Annotated in this window: 14 protein-coding genes; 4 read left to right on the forward strand and 10 right to left on the reverse strand. The window is 66.2% G+C overall.

Annotated elements, in window-relative coordinates; genetic code table 11:
* Positions 1 to 3: 3 nt before the first annotated feature.
* Positions 4 to 936 carry a PfkB family carbohydrate kinase gene (locus KFB96_RS15770; RefSeq protein ID WP_300970395.1) on the reverse strand — a complete coding sequence of 311 codons (933 nt, stop codon included), beginning with the start codon at positions 934 to 936 and terminating at the stop codon, positions 4 to 6.
* On the reverse strand, positions 920 to 2,335 hold the full coding sequence (locus KFB96_RS15775; protein ID WP_213457552.1) for an SUMF1/EgtB/PvdO family nonheme iron enzyme: 1,416 nt from the start codon (positions 2,333 to 2,335) through the stop codon (positions 920 to 922). The genes KFB96_RS15770 and KFB96_RS15775 overlap by 17 nt, the downstream gene beginning before the upstream one ends.
* Before the next feature lie 253 nt (positions 2,336 to 2,588).
* Between KFB96_RS15775 and KFB96_RS15780 the strand changes: the two genes are divergently transcribed.
* Positions 2,589 to 4,160: a gamma-glutamyltransferase family protein gene (locus tag KFB96_RS15780; RefSeq protein WP_213457551.1), complete on the forward strand. Its 1,572-nt coding sequence runs from the start codon at positions 2,589 to 2,591 to the stop codon at positions 4,158 to 4,160.
* A 186-nt stretch (positions 4,161 to 4,346) separates the two neighbouring features.
* Here the strand turns inward: KFB96_RS15780 and KFB96_RS15785 are convergent, their stop codons facing one another.
* The 3 genes from KFB96_RS15785 to KFB96_RS15795 form a co-directional block, all read right to left on the reverse strand.
* On the reverse strand, positions 4,347 to 4,889 hold the full coding sequence (locus KFB96_RS15785) for a TIGR02281 family clan AA aspartic protease (protein ID WP_213457550.1): 543 nt from the start codon (positions 4,887 to 4,889) through the stop codon (positions 4,347 to 4,349).
* Between the two features lie 229 nt (positions 4,890 to 5,118).
* Complete coding sequence (locus tag KFB96_RS15790) at positions 5,119 to 5,664, reverse strand: TIGR02281 family clan AA aspartic protease (RefSeq protein WP_300970396.1); 546 nt, start codon at positions 5,662 to 5,664, stop codon at positions 5,119 to 5,121.
* A 251-nt stretch (positions 5,665 to 5,915) separates the two neighbouring features.
* A complete protein-coding gene (locus KFB96_RS15795; RefSeq protein WP_213457548.1) occupies positions 5,916 to 6,707 on the reverse strand; it encodes an ABC transporter substrate-binding protein in 792 nt (263 codons plus the stop codon).
* Between the two features lie 181 nt (positions 6,708 to 6,888).
* Here KFB96_RS15795 and KFB96_RS15800 point away from each other — a divergent pair, with 181 nt between their 5' ends.
* Positions 6,889 to 7,230: a hypothetical protein gene (locus KFB96_RS15800; RefSeq protein ID WP_213457547.1), complete on the forward strand. Its 342-nt coding sequence runs from the start codon at positions 6,889 to 6,891 to the stop codon at positions 7,228 to 7,230.
* Between the two features lie 64 nt (positions 7,231 to 7,294).
* Positions 7,295 to 7,765 carry a hypothetical protein gene (locus tag KFB96_RS15805; protein WP_213457546.1) on the forward strand — a complete coding sequence of 157 codons (471 nt, stop codon included), beginning with the start codon at positions 7,295 to 7,297 and terminating at the stop codon, positions 7,763 to 7,765.
* A gap of 174 nt (positions 7,766 to 7,939) precedes the next feature.
* Here KFB96_RS15805 and KFB96_RS15810 read toward each other — a convergent pair whose 3' ends face one another.
* Both KFB96_RS15810 and KFB96_RS15815 read right to left on the reverse strand, forming a co-directional pair.
* Positions 7,940 to 8,413, reverse strand: coding sequence for an alpha/beta hydrolase (locus KFB96_RS15810; protein ID WP_213457545.1), 474 nt, complete (start codon positions 8,411 to 8,413; stop codon positions 7,940 to 7,942).
* Positions 8,414 to 8,502: 89 nt separating this feature from the next.
* Positions 8,503 to 11,169 (reverse strand): mechanosensitive ion channel domain-containing protein, encoded by a 2,667-nt coding sequence (locus KFB96_RS15815; protein ID WP_213457544.1) that lies wholly within the window; start codon positions 11,167 to 11,169, stop codon positions 8,503 to 8,505.
* Positions 11,170 to 11,889: 720 nt separating this feature from the next.
* Here KFB96_RS15815 and KFB96_RS15820 point away from each other — a divergent pair.
* Positions 11,890 to 13,593 (forward strand): FAD-dependent oxidoreductase, encoded by a 1,704-nt coding sequence (locus KFB96_RS15820; RefSeq protein ID WP_213457543.1) that lies wholly within the window; start codon positions 11,890 to 11,892, stop codon positions 13,591 to 13,593.
* A gap of 21 nt (positions 13,594 to 13,614) precedes the next feature.
* Here KFB96_RS15820 and KFB96_RS15825 read toward each other — a convergent pair whose 3' ends face one another.
* Genes KFB96_RS15825 through KFB96_RS15835 form a run of 3 tightly spaced genes read right to left on the reverse strand, consistent with a single transcriptional unit; the run spans position 13,615 to position 14,560 of the window.
* Positions 13,615 to 13,776 carry a hypothetical protein gene (locus tag KFB96_RS15825; RefSeq protein ID WP_213457542.1) on the reverse strand — a complete coding sequence of 54 codons (162 nt, stop codon included), beginning with the start codon at positions 13,774 to 13,776 and terminating at the stop codon, positions 13,615 to 13,617.
* The gene (locus KFB96_RS15830; RefSeq protein ID WP_213457541.1) at positions 13,773 to 13,973 is read right to left on the reverse strand and encodes a hypothetical protein; all 201 of its coding nucleotides are present in this window, start codon (positions 13,971 to 13,973) and stop codon (positions 13,773 to 13,775) included. Before KFB96_RS15830 ends, KFB96_RS15825 begins: the two co-directional genes overlap by 4 nt.
* Positions 13,928 to 14,560, reverse strand: coding sequence for a hypothetical protein (locus KFB96_RS15835; protein ID WP_213457540.1), 633 nt, complete (start codon positions 14,558 to 14,560; stop codon positions 13,928 to 13,930). Before KFB96_RS15835 ends, KFB96_RS15830 begins: the two co-directional genes overlap by 46 nt.
* Positions 14,561 to 14,665 lie beyond the last annotated feature (105 nt).

The following is a 14,665-nucleotide window of genomic DNA, read 5'->3' on the forward strand; positions in this document are numbered from 1 at the left end:
CAGTCAGTCGTAGGTCGGAGGCGATTCGGGCCCCATCACGACGCCCCGATGCCCGCATTTGAGACCCGCGAGCTTGACCGCCTGCGCGAGCGCCTCGGCGGCGGGCAGACCCTGCAGCAGGCCGTGGATCACCCCGGCGTTGAAGACATCGCCCGCACCCAGCGTATCGACGACAGGCGTCGGGGCATAGGCCGGCACCCGCTGGACATGACCGCCGCGCGCAAGGAACGCGGCACCTTGCGCGCCCCAGGCAACAACGCCGAGCCGTGCATCGCTGCACACGAGGAGATCCTCGAGGAAATCACCCGCATCCTCGAATCCGCCGGCACGCGCGAAGGCACGACTCGCCAGCAGCACCTGCGGACCCGTCAGCAGCGCCTCGACCCCCGGGCGGCGTTTTTCGAGCTCGACCGAGATCGGCACATCCGGGGCCTCCTCGCGGACACGGCGGATCATCCGTGCGGTCTCCTGCGGGTTGCGCCCTTCGAAATGGACCCAGGCGAGTCCATCGAGCGAGACCCGGCCGAAATCGTCCGCACTCAGCTCGGGCAGGTCCCGAAAATGGACGATGGTCCGGCTGCCGCCGGCGCGGCTGAGCAGGATCGAAGAGGTCGGGGTCGTCCCGCCGGGCACCCGCACGGCATCCCGTACCTCGATGCCGTGACCGGCAAGGTCGGCGAGGATCAGATCGGCCGCCGGGTCGTCGCCCAGGGTGCCCACCCAACGGCAGCCGTGTCCGAGTCGCGACAGCACGGCGAGACTGTTGGTAACGTTGCCGCCGCGCACCCGGCGCAAGGCCAGGGCGCGAACCTCGTCGTCCTCGGCGGGATAGACCGCGACCTCGTTGACGAGGTCGAGCACGGCGATGCCGACACCCAGCACGGGGCCGGCCGAGCGCACCCGCACGGCCTCGACAGGATCAGAGATCGCGTGCAACGCGGAACCCCAGCATGTCCAGACGCGTTCCCGGAACGAAGCGTGCGCGAACAAAGGTTCGCATCGAGGCGGAAGGTTTGTTGAAGGCGCCGCCGCGGGCGACACGATCGGTGCAGGGACCGTCCGTCCGGGCGCGCCCGTCGCTCGGTGCGCCTTCGTAGCCCGACTGATAGCAGTCCGCGACCCACTCCATGACATTGCCCGCCGTGTCGTGGAGACCGAAGGGGCTCGGGTTGAAGCTCCCCACGGGGGCCGTCGCGCGGTTGTCCCAGGCGCTGCCGCAATCGAAGCAGACCGCCCGATTCGGCTCCAGCCCGAAGCCCCACCAATAGGATCCGCGCCCGCCGGCTCGCGCCGCATACTCCCATTCGGCCTCGCTCGGCAGGCGGTAGCTACGTCCGGTCTCGCGGGACAGCCAGGCCGTATAGGCGCGGGCATCGTCCCAGCTCACCCCGACCACCGGGCGGTTGCCTCGACCCCATCCGAAGTCCTTCGCAAATCCGCGGCCGACGGCGCGGGCGAAACGATCGTAGTCCTCGAAGGTGACTTCGTAGACACCCATCAAGAAAGGCGCGATCTCGACCTCGCGCGCCGGCCCGAAATCGCTCGCGACCGTGAGATTCCGGCCCATCAGGAAACGCCCGCCCGGGAGCCTCGCGAGCGTCGGGCCAAAGCCGCCGTTGCGCAGCCGATCACGCTGTGTCGGGACAGAAACGCTCGAGGGCTCAAGAGGCTCGGCCGTCGACTCGGAGTCGGGCGGCAACGCACCCCCATCGGTCGCGGTCTCCGTTCCCGAGGACTCCGAGGTGGCGATATCCGAGGTCGCGGGGGCCCGCGGACGATCGGCGCGCAGCCAAACGATAAGGACGAGCACGACAAGCGCCGGGAGTAGAAGCAGCGGCCAGAGGCCGACGCCGACCGCGCGAGGCCGGATCCGAGGCGGCTCGGCGGACAGCCCGCGCGGCGGTGCCGGCTCGAGCAGCCCGGGCTCGCTCCCCTGCCCCTGCAGATCGAGCAGGGCCTGCCTTAAACGACTGACCTCCTCTTGGGCGGCCGTCAGGGAGAGATCGCGCCGCTCGACCTCTTTGCGCAGGCCGTCGAAGACCAGATGCTGATCTTCCAACACGTCCTCGAGACGGCGGCACTCCTCGGTGATCGCGTCGAGCGCCTGCTCTTTCGCGCCGAGGGTCCGCTGAAGGCTGTCGAGCTCCTGACGAAGTGCGAGTTGCTCTGCGGCCGAGGCCGCTCCGCCCTCGACCGCGGAACGCTCGCGCAACCGGCGATTGATGCGCGCGACCTCCTGCTGGGCCTCGCGACGCACCTCGCCCAAGGCTTGCCGCAGTGACTCGGTCTCGGTGCGATCGCCGTGCGGGGTCTGTAGGTTCGTTGCGTCGACCATTCAGGAGGGCATCGGATGGGTTGAACCGGCTTGAGCGTCGGGCGACATCGTCGGATCATGCTGCTCGCGAGTGCAGGTCCGACACGTTAGATTCGCATGATCGGCGGTCGGTTGCACCCCGGGATGAACCTCTGCCTCGGGCAACAGCGAGCGGACACATCAAGCACGAGAGGCGGCGACCGCCTCCTCCCACGCCATCGGCAGACGACAGGTCGACAATGCATTCGACACCCTCATCCGGACACCGGCTCCCATGACCATCCTCGGTAGCGTCGCGGCCGGCCATCCGCTGACCGCAGAGGCGGCCGCCGAGACCCTGCGTGCCGGCGGCAATGCGTTCGACGCGGCGCTCGCGGCGCTCTGCGCGGCCTGCATCGCCGAGCCGGTCCTGGCCTCGCTCGGCGGCGGCGGCTTCCTGCTCGCCCGGCCTGCCGGCGGGGCGCCGGAGCTCTTCGACTTCTTCGCGCAGACCCCGCACCGACACCGCCCGGAGCAGGAGCTGGATTTCTATCCGATCCTCGCCGATTTCGGCGACGCCACGCAGGAGTTCCACATCGGACAAGGATCGATCGCAACACCGGGGATGATCGCCGGTCTCGTCGCGATCCATCGCGAACACTGTCGGCTTCCGCTCGCGGCCATTGTCGCCCCGGCCTGCCGTCTCGCGCGCGACGGGGTGATCGTGAACCGCGTCCAGCGGGGTATCGCCGAGATCGTCGCGCCGATCCTGCACGCGAGCCCCGCGGCACTCGCACTCTCCGCCGACCCGGATCGACCCGACCGGCTCGCCCCGGTCGGTGCACGGGTGCGCAACCCGCCGCTTGCCGAGACCCTGGAGTGGATCGCCCGCGAGGGCGCGGATCCCTTCTATCGCGGCGACCTGGGAGCGCGCTTGGTCCGCGATTGCGCCGAGCACGGAGGGCATCTGAGCGCAGCGGATCTCGCCGACTACCGGGTCGAGCGACGCGCCCCGCTCGTCCACCCCTATCGCGGGGCGCACCTCTACACGAATCCGCCACCCTCGCAGGGCGGGTTCCTGCTCGGCGTCACCCTGGGTCTACTCGACGGCGTCGAGCCGGCCCGTCTCGGACGCGGCAGCCCGGCGCATCTGCACGCGCTCGCCCTCGCCCAGGAGCTGACCCAACGTCTGCGTCGGGCACAGCCGGCCGCGCTCGCCGAGTCGCTCTCGGGGCCACTCTCGGGGCCGCTCTCGGACGTGGCCCCGAGCATTCCGGAAGCCTATCGCAAGCTCATGGAGGGTGCGGCGACCTTCAGCCGCGGGACCACGCAGATCAGTGTCGCCGATCGCGAGGGCAACCTCGCCAGCGTGACCCTCTCCAACGGCGAAGGCGCCGGCTATGTGCTGCCCGGCGCCGGCATCATGCTGAACAACATGCTGGGTGAAGAGGACATCAACCCGCACGGTTTTCATCGCTGGCCGACGAATCGGCGGATCAGCTCCATGATGGCGCCGAGCCTTCTGGCACTGGCTGACGGGGGGTGGGTCGTGACCGGCTCGTCCGGATCCAACCGGATCCGCAGCGCCATCCTGCAGGTGGTCTCCAACCTGATCGACTTCGGGCTTGCTCTGGAGGCAGCCGTAGCCTCCCCCAGGATGCACTACGAAGACGGGGTGCTGAATCTCGAGCCGCCGATCACGGACGACACGCTCGCCGCGCTCGGCACGCACTGGCCGGGGCTCAAGGTCTGGAATCGGGAGAGCGTCTTCTTCGGGGGTGCCCACAGCGTGGCGGTTGCCCCCGACGGCAGCACGCACGGCGCGGGCGATCCGAGACGCGGCGGGGTTGCGCTTCAGGTGAATTAAGGTGATTTCCGGGAATGCATCGACCAACATGTAGGGGCGACTTTAGTCGCCCGGTAACCATTGGAGGCATGCACGGCCGGGATGCTCATTCCCGGAAATCGCCTAAATTCCTTTGCCACAGTAATCGTTGTCGTTGTCGTAATCGACAACGATTAGACGGTGCTCAACTGACCTCCGACACGTTACTCAGTCGCCTGAATACGGCCGAAGGATCATCTCCCCGCCGCGCAGCACCAGCTCCATGCGTCTGAGATAGGCCATGCCGAGCAAGACCTGATCGCCCTGCATATTCGGGAGGACGGTCGCGCTCAGGTCGTAGGCGACCAGCCCGCCGACATCCACACTCTCCAGCCGCGCGACCCAGGTGCGGACATCGCCGTTTCCGGTCTTGCTGATCCCGCCGGGCTGGAGCGTCAAGCCGAGCGTCTGGGCGACCATGTAGGGCATGGCGACATCCACGGCCCCGGTATCGACCAAAAACTCGATGGGGGTCCCGTTGATCCGACCGGTAGTCACGTATTGACTCACCTGATTCTCTTTCAGGACCACCTCGGGCACGTCACCGGCGCCGAGATAGGCGACCGGGTTCGGATTCGGATTCTCCCGGCGCTCCGCCAGATCGCGCGCCAGCAGGATCACCAGCAGACCCGCGAGCAAAAACAAGGGGATCGGCATCTTGCGCCTGAGCCAAGCGACTGAGCTCTCTCGGATACGTTGCAGTCTGATCATCGTTCGTCGGGGTGCGTCGATACCAATGAAGCGCCGTCGGCATTGACTCCGAGCCCGATCGCGGGGCCGGATCGCCGCAGGCCACCCACCCGCCGATGGCGACGGCGACGCCGTCGCGCCGTCGCGCCTTCGCGCGGGATCGTTCGAGCTTAAACCGAAACCATACGGATGACGAGGTTGTGTCGTCGAGATTCGGCGTCGGCACGGGAGGCCGGCACCGAGATGCCGATCAAGATGATCCGATGTGAGGACGCAGCGTCAGCACCCCGCCGCGCTGGATCATCTCCAGATGGCTCAGATAACTCATGCCCAGCAGGACATCGTCTCCCGGCATGTTCGGCAAGACCGTCGCGCGGACGTTGCGCGCGACCAATCCGCCGAGGTCGACGGAGTCGAGCCGGGTCGTCCAGGTCCGCACCATGCCGTTTGCGGTCTTGCTCATGCCGCCGGGTCTGAGCGGCAGCGACAGGCGCTCGGCCAAGGACAGCGGCAAGGCGACGTCGGTTGCACCGGTGTCGATCAGAAAGCGCACCGGCTCGCCGTTGATCCGGCCGCCGGCGACATAATGTCCGGCACGGTTGCGTTCGAGGCGCACCTCGGGGACCCCGCTGCCGCTGTGCAGCGCAACCGGATCCGGGTTGGGATTGTCCCGGCCAGTGATCACGCCGTCGAAGAACATCGCCAGCAGCGCCAATCCGACGATCCATGCCGCAAACAACATCGCCCGACCGACTTTGGATGGCATGTCGTCGGCGCCCGGCGGTGCGCTGTTCATCGGTCCATCCATCGTCGGCTCCCCATGGTCGGCTCCCCGTCGGGCGAAATGATCGGCGGTTGCGACCGCTCGCAAGGTCCAGTCTATCGCCTTTGGCTACTTCTCCTTCAAGTGGTTCGCTCGGATCGGGGCCGACAGCGCATGCCGAATCCGTCGGTGCGAATTTATTGTGAATCCATGTGTGCGATTCAATCCCTGCGAATCCATTCGCACCTACCGAGCTGCTCCGCAAGGAGCGGCTCGGTCGAGGATCAGCGCGCGGGCACCGCCCCCTGTCCGACCATGCGCTGGAACTGCACCCGATAATAGGCGGCCGCGCTTTGACCGTTCGCCACGACATCGTAGACGCGCCAGCCGGTCGGCGAGTTGTACATCCGAAACTCGAGCTTGGCGGGATAGCTCTGCGCGCCCAGCAGCGCCACGTTGACGCTGACGTCGCCGCGCGGACCCATGCGCGGCGGCAACATGCGGATCTGCTGCCCCTGATAGTCCATCAACCGGGACGCCAGGGTACCGAGGAAATCCGCCTCGAGATGCGCGGCCATCGCCTTCTTATCCTGGGCACTCATGCCTTCGGACGCCGGACCGGCCACCCACTTGGCCATGTACTCGAAGTCGAAATAGGGCGCAATCTCGCGGTCGAGGAAGGCAGCGACCTGGAGCCGATTCGGCAGCTCTTTAAGAGCGAGAAAGCCGAGGAGCTTATCCATGCCCTCTTTGAGCGTCGCGCTGGCCGCGGCTGCAGGACCTTCGGGCATCTCGGCAGGCGCCTCGGCACCCCGAGCCGGCGCCGCGGTCTGCGCACGCGCGGGCGGCGCGGCAGGACGCTCGGGGCGAGCCGGGGCGGCGGGCATCTCCGGCATGGCCGGCCTGGCCGGATAAGCGCCGCCGTAGGGCATCGGCATCGGGCCGTAGCCCTGAGGCATGGGTGGAGGAGCGTAGCCCTGAGGCATGGGTGGAGGAGCGTAGCCGTAAGGCTGGGCGGAAGCGCCGGCAGCGGCTCCGAGTAAGACGAGGAGCGGCACCAAAGAACGAGACTTCATCGAAATCCTCCCAAACATGTTGTTTTTAGTCATCCGCCAAGCGCCCTTTAGGCACCCGGCAGGCTTGGAGCCTGCCAACGGGCTCGGGGAAAAGCAAGCGGCAGGGTATAAACTATCGGGCATCGGCAGGACTCGGAATCGCCCGAATCCGGCATATCACCACGAGGGAGGCAAACACGTCATGTCCATACCGCGCGTCCACTACCGGGTCGTCGGACAAGACGACTATACGCTGGAGATCACCTTGGAGCCCACGGGTGAATATCGGGTCGACTGCGGCGACCACACCAGCCACAAGCCACGCCAAGGCGCGCTCGACGAGCGTCAGACCCGCGAGATCGCCGCCCTGATCGATGCCTTGGGGGCGCCCCGAGAGCACCCGGCACCCGAAGGTGCGACCGGGTTCATCACCGAGCTGACCCTCGGCGTCCCGCCCGACACGCGTGTCTATCGCGTCTGGGAGGGCGAGCTGGCGGAAGAGCCGGACGTGATGGCGCTGATCCGCGCGCTGGAAGTCATTTGAGCGGCGTCGCGAAGGCCGCGAACGCCGGTTCCGGCCTCGGCAGGACAACAGGGAGATCCCAACCATGACGCCAACCCGCTGCTTGACCGCCGCGATGCTCGAGGTCGGCATGCGCCACGAGGCGCGCCTGAGCTTCAGCCGCGAGGAGGTCGACCGCTACTGTACCCTGGTCTGCGATCACAACGCGATCCATCGCGACCTCGATGCGGCACGGGTGCGGTTTCCGGATGCCCGCGACATCATCGTCCCGGGCGGGCTCGTGCAGACCCGCATCTCGGCCCTCTTCGGGACCGAGTTTCCGGGCGACGGGACGCTGGGCTTGACCTTCTCGCCCGAGCGCCTGCGCCGTCCGCTGTATCCGGGCGACGAGCTGGTCGTAACGCTGGAGGTTGCGCGCCTGATCCGCGGCGGAATCGTCGAGATGCAGATCGCCATCGCCGATCCCGAGGGCAACCGCGTCAGCGAGGCAACGGCCAAGGTGGTGCCGCCGGATGCGGCCTATCGGGCTTGGTGGGAGGAGAATATCGGAGGCTAGGAGGCGGGTTCGGGGATTCGGGGATTCGGGGATTCGGGGTCAGCGGCGTAGGTTGTGCCGAGCCGTGCGAGGCACAACCAACGGTTGGGGGAAGTTGTGCTTCCTATCGTCAGCACAACCTACGGGCTACTCCGCAGCCATGCGTGGTCGGGGTGGGTATGCCCGGAAATCGCCTCAAAACCCGCCGGGGTGCGGGCGCACCGATTCCCCGTCGAGGAAGGCGGCAAGATAGCGGGCGGTCAGCTCGGGCGACTGATAGAAAAACCCGTGTCCGCCGCCCTTGATCTGAATCACGGAGGCGCCGGCGATGCGCTCGCCGATGATCCAGGCATTGCGCGGCGGGATGACGACATCCTCGGTGCCGGTCATCAGCAGGGTCGGGGCGGTGATCTCAGACAGTCTTGGGCAGACGCCGGGCCAGGCCCGGAGTGTGTCGGCCTGGCGCAGCAGATTCGCATCGTCGATCGGTGCCGTGATCGGCGGAAAGACCTGCATCGGATCCGGGGTCTCCCGCAGCCAGTCGGCCGGGAAGAGGTTCTCGAACATCCGCCGGATGCGCTCCTCGAGCGTACCGGACAGGTCCACCAGCCTCCGCCAGACCGCCTCGTCGGGCCAGATCGCCTGCGTGCCGCCACAGGATGCGGACAAGAGGACGAGCTGCTCGACAGTCTCCGGACTGGACAGCCGCAGCGGCGCAGAGCACGCCGACTGCGGCAAGGAAGCGGAAGCCCCCGACCTCAAGCCGACGCCCGGCCAAGCTCGCTCGGGGGCCGGCGCACGATCAGCTCCTGGGTCGGATAGGCGAACTGGATGCCTTCTTCCTGGAACTTGCGATAGATCGCGAGGTTGATGGCCTGTTGGATGTCCATGTAGAGCGTGAAATCCGCACCGATGACATAGTAGACCACCTCGAAGTCCAGCGAAAAATCACCGTAGGCGGCGAAGTGGGCACGATCGAATCGGGTGAACCGCTGGGCCCGGATGATCTCCTCGATCAGCTTCGGGATGCGCTCGAGCCGATCCGGCGAGGTCTCGTAGACCAAGCCCAGCTTGAAGACCACGCGACGCTCGCGCATGTGTTTGTAGTTGCGCAGCGTGCTGTTGAGCAGATTGGTGTTGGACATGACCACCATCTCGCCCGAGAGGCTGCGGATGCGGGTGGTCTTCACACCAATGCTGTCGACGACGCCCAAGGTCTCGCCCGCGCTGACGAAGTCTCCGACCTTGAAGGGTTTGTCCAGGATGATGGCCATTGAATGGAAGACGTCGGACAGGATGTTCTGCACCGCGAAGGCCACGGCGATACCGCCGACACCCAGCGCACCGATCAGACCGGCGATCGGATATTTGAAGTGGGCCATAACCGAGACCACAACGACGATCCACACGCCAACCCGCAGAAAGAACAACAGAAGGCCGTAACCCGTAACGGCCGAGGGGTCCAGCAGCTCTTTTTTGCTGCGCTGGCGCTGGACGAAATCGACCAAGCCCGCGGTCGCCCAGATCCCGACTTGGACGTAAACAGCGACCACCAAAAGCGTCCACAGCCAGACCTTGAGGTGACCTTGGGCCAGGCCGGAGACGGTCATGGCCGCGTAGAAGGCGACGATCAGGACGAACACCTGGCTGGTATTGCGGATCAGTGCCAAAACGGCCGCACGTGCCGTCTTGCGCTCGGTCTCCGGACCCTCGACCAGCTTGGGCAGGACGGTGCGCCGCAACAGGGCGCGCAGGAAGGACACGAGCACCAGGACCAAGGTGAAGACCACTGCGCCGGTCACCAGATCGCGGGCATAGATCCCGTGATCCTGGATGACGAAGAGCTCCGTGTTCCACCAAGACTCCAATTGAAGCTTGGCCGCGTCGAGGCGCTGATCGAGCGAACGCTCGCTCACCAAAGGCTCGAGCTGGTCGCGCAGGCGCTGGGCAAGCGACTGCACCTGATCCTTCACGAGCAGCATCTCCCGTGCGCGCTCCTCCTGCGTCTCGAGCGCGCCGACGCGCTCGCGGATCGCCTGCTCGATCCCGGCGCCGAGATCCGCCCGGGCGAGACGGCGCGCGAGCGCGAGCTGCATGGACCGCAAGGCGTCGAGCTCGGCCTGCGCGAAGTCGCCCTCGTCAGCCATGTCGTTGATCAGCGATTGTGTCTCGCGCAGCCAGGTCGGCCAGAGCGCGCGCTCCTCGCCCTGCAAAAGTGCATAACGCCGCTCGTAAAGCGTCCGCGCCGAACCGTTGAGGCCCAACGCTTGATGCAGGTATTCGACGCCCTTACGTGCGCCGGCAAGCTCCGCTTCGCGCGTGAGCACCTGCTCCTGTGCGCGATCGCGATCGGCGGCATCGGAGGTCATGAGCACCAAGCGGCGACGCGCCTGAAACAGCGCCAACTCGGCCGCATCGCCCGCCTCCACGAGTGATGCGATATCCGCGCGCACCGCCTCTTCGCGGGCCTGTATCTCGGCAAGCCGTTCGTCCAATGCCTCGCGCGTGAAGACGACATCGGCGGCGACATGGGCGATCCGGGCCTGCAGCCGGACGAGCCGAGTTGCAGCCAAGGCATCCTCGCGCTCGGCCAAAGCGGCGCCGACCTGCGCGGACTGGCGCTCCTGAAGTGTCACCAGGACAGCCAGTCGGGCAACCTCCAGATCCCGTTCGAGCGTCGCCATGTCCCGCCGCTCCGACGCCTGCCCTTGGGCCTGATCCCGAGCGACCGCCAAGCGATCTCGGGCGAGGCGTCGCTCGCGCACTGCCGCTTCGTGTTCTCGATCGGCCGCGGCAACTCGCCGTTCGGCCTGGCTGCGTAAACGCGCGGCGTCTTCCCGCGCGTGCTCGGCAAGACTGCGCTTGGCCCGAAGCTCGTCCAACAATCGCAGCGGATAGGGCGGCTCGACGCCGAGGTCGAGCAGATCGCTTGGCTCGGCAGCCGCCTGCGACTCTGCCAGCGCTCCATCCAGCTCGCGCAACCGCGCGGCCAGGACGGACTCGCGCTGGACCGCGGTACGCAGCTCGCCGAGCAAGGCGATCCGCGCATCCACGACCGGATCCGGGGTTTGCGCCGTCGCGTCGCCCTGCTCCGGATCCCGACCCGCGGCCTCCAGCTCCGCGATGCGCGCATCGATCAGCAAGATGGTCTCGGCGTAGTCCTCCGCGCTCGCGCGTGGCTCGGTGAATCCCGGCAGTCCGACCTGCGCAGGATCAAAGGCAATGTCGGGCCGATCGGTGCGTTGCTCCGAGGACGGATCCCGGCGTTGCCCCGGGGTTTGATCGGGAGATTCGGAAACCTCCGACGTCTCGGCATCGGCGGTGCTTGTATCGACGGAACCGACCTGCTCGAGGTCGGATCGGGCAGGCTCGGACTGGGCACTGGTAATCAGCGGGGACGTCAGGAGGACGAGGGCAAGAATCAAACTCTTTACTGGGCTGGCATTCGTCAAATGTTCACCTGTTCGATGGTGATCGCCAGGACGGCATTTCGCGACAGTTTAACGTGGATCGAAGAAGAGATGCGAAACCCGCCTCGTCGCACGATCGAAAGGGCTGGTTTGGATGCGGGATTCTTCGGCGATGGTCGGCCGCAAGTCGACAGCGATGAGCGATGAGCGATGAGCCATCAGCCTTCGGCTCTCGGCTCTAAACCGCGTCCAGAGCGAGATGCTCACTTTCGAGTGAGTTCGAAGTTTGGTGAATCCACGACCCTTAGCGGGGGACGCGGTTTAAAATTTTATATTTTTTAATACTTTAAACCGCGCCGGCTCCAGCGGCTCTGAAATCCGCCGGGGCCGATCCCATCCAAAAACATCGCATACCGCACTGGGCGCGGTTTAGACGACGCTTCCCACGACAGGTTCACCAAGTGTATAGGCACGTTCCCCTTCGGTCTGATCAACGAAATCCAGCCCGATCACCGCACCGACGACTGCCCACCCCGCAAGCCTCCTTCGCGCCGGAGCTTGACCCGGATCAGGCTCGTTTCCCCGACTGTTGCGGATCCGCAATTCCGACGGCAGCCGAATGGATCACACTGCCGATGTTGGACCGTTCGGCCAAAACGGCTCGATCAATCCACTCCGACGCCTCGTCCGGCCGTGCCTCCTGACCCGTTCCCGCTCAACCGAGAGACCTGATCTATGTCGTCGCAACCCCTGCGCATCGTCGTCATCGGCGGCTCCGCCGCCGGCCCCAAGGCCGCCGCCAAGGCCCGCCGAATGGACGAGCATGCCGACATCACCCTGATCCAGCGCGAGCCGGATCTGTCCATGGCCTCCTGCGGCTTCCCCTACTATGTCGGCGGCACCTTCGACGACCGCAACATGCTCGTCTGCACACCGGCGGGCATCGTCCGCGACCCGGCGTTTTACGGCAAGGCCAAGCGCATCCACGCCTTGGTGCGCACCGAGGCGACCGAGATCGACCGGGTCGCGAAGACGGTCACCTATCGCGATCTGCCCACCGGCGAGCAGTCCACCATCCCTTACGATCGACTGGTTATCGCCACAGGTGCGACACCGCTGCGCCCCTCCGTGCCGGGCATCGAGCTCGACGGGGTCACGACCCTGCATTCGATGGCCGATGCGGATGCCCTGCGCGCGGTCCGCGACGAGAAGAAGGCAACCAAGGCCGTGGTCGTCGGCGGCGGCCTGATCGGCTTCGAGGTCTGCGAGGCACTGCGGCTCGCCGGGATTCACACGACCGTGATCGAGAAGACTCGGCAGATCCTGCCCTTCCTCGACCCGGATTTGTCGAAGCTGCTCGAGAACCATGTCCGCGCGCATGGGCCGGACATCATCGTCGGCAACGGTGTTGCCGAGCTGCTCGGGGATAACGGCAAGCTCGTCGGCGTCAAGCTCGACAACGGCACGGAGCTGCCCTGCGAGGTCGCGGTCATCGCCGTCGGGGTCAGACCCAATGTCAAGCTCGCCCAAGCCGCCGGAATCGAGATCGGCGCGGTCGGGGGCATCCGCGTCAACGAATACATGCAGACCTCCGACCCGGACATCTATGCCGTCGGCGACTGCGTGGAGTGCACCTCGCTGGTCAGCGGCAAAGCGGTGCGCGCGCCCTATGGCGACCTCGCCAATCTACAGGGACGCGTCGCCGGTCAGAACCTGGTGAAAGAGGGCAGCGCCCGCTTTCCCGGCATCATCCAGAGCGGCATCTGCAAGATCTTCGACTACGCGGTCGGCTTTACCGGGCTCTCGGCCAAGGATGCCCGCGAGGCGGGTTTCGACGATATCGAGACGGCGATCATCTCCGGGCTCGACATCCCCGGCTACATGAGCGGCAAGCTGCTGATCAGCAAACTGGTCGCCGACCGTAAGACCGGCCGTATCCTCGGCTTTCAATGCATCGGTCCCGGCGATGTCAGCAAGCGCGTGGCGGTCGTCGCCATGGCGATCCGCGGCACTCTGACCGTCGACGACATGGTCAACGCGGACCTACCCTATGCCCCGCCCTACTCGCTCGCCATCGATCATGTCATCAGCTCCGCCCAGGTCATGGACAACAAGCTTCAGGGTCGGATGCACGGGCTCTCGGCGAGCGAGGTCAAGCACCGCGTCGACACCGGCACCAACTGCTACATCCTGGATACCCGCAGTCCGACAGAGTTCGAGGAGACTCGCCTGGGCATCGGCGAGACCCTGATCCCGCTCGGTGCGCTGCGCGATCGATTGGGCGAGCTGCCGCAAGACAAATCCAGAGAGATCATCCTCTACTGCAGAATCTCGCTCCGCGGCTACGAAGGCGCGGCCATCCTCAATGCGTACGGCTGGCACAACGTGAAGGTCATGGAAGGCGGCGTGGTCGCCTGGCCGTACGCGAAGGAGAAGTAGCGCGTCCTGGCCTGCCATTGGCTACCCGCCACTCGAGCCGATGCTGATCGCTTCCGCAGCAAACAAGGCGTCGAGCTGCGGATTGGTCGTCACCAACAGCAGCTTTTTCTGCATCGCTGTCCGGTTGATCTCAAGACGGAAGAATGCGTCCCCGCCCGCCGGCGAATGCCGGCGGCGGATCAACTGGATCCGTCCGCGTCGATGCGGTCGATGGTCAGCCCCCGAGCCAGCGCGTGGTAACGACGCAGGTGACTCTGGGCACGGGCCGCGTTGACCCGATAGGTCACAAGCGCGCCCATGGCCTCGAAGACCGCATCCAGTCCCGGCCGTCGGGTCAGGATGACCAGCTCGCGGGCCGAGCCGGTCTCGGACGGCGGCACGTCCTCGACGTTGCGCAGGTCCTCGACCACGGCCTTGACCGCCGCCTCGTCGACTCCGGATGGTGGATCAGGATGCGGCCTTTGAGCAGCCCGGATTCCCGGACATCCTCAGCCTTTACCTCCACACCATGGATCGTGATGGGTTGGGCCTTCTCGAGCAGATCCATGAACCGCTTGGGCGTCGCCGAAACACCGATCACCAGCGGCATCCGGATCAGCCCGGATTCCGGGTGCCCGAGCAGGAAACGCTGCATCAGGGTCCGCGCCTCCGTGGCCGACTTACCACTGATCATGCCCCGGTGGGCCTCATCGATGACCACATAGAAGCGGTCGGGGCAGTCCCGCGCCGTATTCGAGAGGGTCGTCCAGATCGGCCAGGTGCGACCGTCGCCCTGCCGGGTCAGCAGCTTGTCGTTCCCCAACTTCTGCGTATTGATGAAATAGACGTAGCCGCCCTCCAGACGCTCGGCATCAAACGACGCGTCGATGGGGAACAGGCGCCCGGTGCGAATGCGATCAGACTTGCCCTCGATCTTGAGTCGGGTCTGTTCGTTCAGCTCCGGCATGTCCGAGACCCAGAGGATCACGGCATCCGGCTGGGCCGGAAAGCCCGCTTCGCCGAACAGGATGTCCTCGAACAGGGCGGATAGGATAAAGGGTCTTGCCGCTCCCGGTCGGGGCCGAGAAGGCGA

Origin of the sequence: Thiocapsa sp. (genome assembly GCF_018399035.1) — a bacterium.
Taxonomy (GTDB): Bacteria; Pseudomonadota; Gammaproteobacteria; order Chromatiales; family Chromatiaceae; genus Thiocapsa.

Coding starts and splice junctions, on each gene's coding strand:
- KFB96_RS15775 (WP_213457552.1), bottom strand. CDS start 2,335: ATGGTCGACGCAACGAACCTACAGACCCCGCACGGCGATCGCACCGAG.
- KFB96_RS15780 (WP_213457551.1), top strand. CDS start 2,589: ATGACCATCCTCGGTAGCGTCGCGGCCGGCCATCCGCTGACCGCAGAG.
- KFB96_RS15785 (WP_213457550.1), bottom strand. CDS start 4,889: ATGATCAGACTGCAACGTATCCGAGAGAGCTCAGTCGCTTGGCTCAGG.
- KFB96_RS15790 (WP_300970396.1), bottom strand. CDS start 5,664: ATGAACAGCGCACCGCCGGGCGCCGACGACATGCCATCCAAAGTCGGT.
- KFB96_RS15795 (WP_213457548.1), bottom strand. CDS start 6,707: ATGAAGTCTCGTTCTTTGGTGCCGCTCCTCGTCTTACTCGGAGCCGCT.
- KFB96_RS15800 (WP_213457547.1), top strand. CDS start 6,889: ATGTCCATACCGCGCGTCCACTACCGGGTCGTCGGACAAGACGACTAT.
- KFB96_RS15805 (WP_213457546.1), top strand. CDS start 7,295: ATGACGCCAACCCGCTGCTTGACCGCCGCGATGCTCGAGGTCGGCATG.
- KFB96_RS15820 (WP_213457543.1), top strand. CDS start 11,890: ATGTCGTCGCAACCCCTGCGCATCGTCGTCATCGGCGGCTCCGCCGCC.